The sequence below is a fragment of the Rhizobium sp. PEPV16 genome (assembly GCF_008919455.1).
GTDB classification, from domain to species: Bacteria; Pseudomonadota; Alphaproteobacteria; order Rhizobiales; family Rhizobiaceae; genus Rhizobium; species Rhizobium leguminosarum_Q.
In genome coordinates, this window is record NZ_VSZV01000033.1 from 1 (window position 1) to 1,091 (window position 1,091).

The 1,091-nt window shown below is 57.6% G+C and carries 2 protein-coding genes and 1 pseudogene; 2 read left to right on the forward strand and 1 reads right to left on the reverse strand.

The window, feature by feature from the left end; genetic code table 11:
• Positions 1 to 188: 188 nt before the first annotated feature.
• Both FY112_RS00230 and FY112_RS00235 read left to right on the forward strand, forming a co-directional pair.
• Positions 189 to 389, forward strand: a complete 201-nt coding sequence (locus FY112_RS00230; RefSeq protein WP_003540491.1) for a hypothetical protein — start codon at positions 189 to 191, stop codon at positions 387 to 389.
• A 135-nt stretch (positions 390 to 524) separates the two neighbouring features.
• Complete coding sequence (locus FY112_RS00235; RefSeq protein WP_017960829.1) at positions 525 to 956, forward strand: L,D-transpeptidase; 432 nt, start codon at positions 525 to 527, stop codon at positions 954 to 956.
• Between the two features lie 31 nt (positions 957 to 987).
• Here FY112_RS00235 and FY112_RS00240 read toward each other — a convergent pair.
• A pseudogene (locus tag FY112_RS00240) lies at positions 988 to 1,091 on the reverse strand (Crp/Fnr family transcriptional regulator); the annotation flags it as partial.

Sequence of the window (1,091 nt, forward strand, 5' to 3'; positions counted from 1 at the left end):
CCTCAGGCGACATCGAGGACGGCGTATCGGTGTTCTACGCCAGCTGCATGGTGCTCGCCGGTGTGACGTTCGGGCTTTTCTTGTGTTTTCTGTAGAGGCGGCAGGGTACGACCACGCCTCGGTAGACAGCTCCCACTCAAACGTTTATGCGAAACGCCTCCTACCTCCACCAGACCGGAAGCAAAGCGATGACAGTTCAGGTTGAATTACCGTGCCCGAAGTGCAAGAGCACCAAGATGAAGTTCGAGCGTCCCGAGATCCGGGAGACCGACATCATCACCTGTGCCGCCTGCGGCCATAATCTCGGCACCATGGCCTCGATCCGCGAGAAGATGAACAAGGCCTACCAAGGGCTCAATCAGGCTGGGGCGAAGCGCAAGCTTCAATAAGCCTGCGGCGCATCCGCTTGCTGCCATGCGCCGTTAAAATTGTGATTACCATTCGGATTAAAGCAATCTAATAAGTATTGCCGTAGTCTCTCTTTCGTGAGGGCGCAATTAAGCTGCGCGAGTTGAAGAGGGGTTATGATGAAGACGATTTTGGCGGCTGCGGCCGCAAGTTTATTGCTGCAGTTTTCTCCCGTTGCCGCTCAGGCAGCAACGCTGGTCGCCAATATCAGCATCGGCAAGCAGACGATGACTGTTTCCGAGAACGGCTTCGTCAAGTATCGCTGGAAGGTTTCGACCGCGCGCAACGGCTATGTCACGCCGACCGGTTCGTGGAGCGCCAAGTGGCTGTCACGCGATCATCGCTCGCGCAAATACGATAATGCGCCGATGCCCTTCGCCGTATTCTTCAACGGCGGTTACGCCGTTCACGCCACCTTCGACCTGAAACGCTTGGGTCGGCCGGCCTCGCATGGTTGCGTTCGCCTGCACCCCGACAATGCCGCCCAATTCTTCTCGCTGACGCGGCAGGCCGGCCTTGCCAATACCCGCGTGGTCATTACGCGCTAACCCAACGGCTTATGCGCCGCGCTGATCCCTCTTACGCGCTGATCATCCGCTCCAGTTCATCCATGTCGGGGACGATGATATGTCGGAAATTCTCGATGCGAATGACGCCGCTCTTGCGCAGCCTGGTCATCTGGC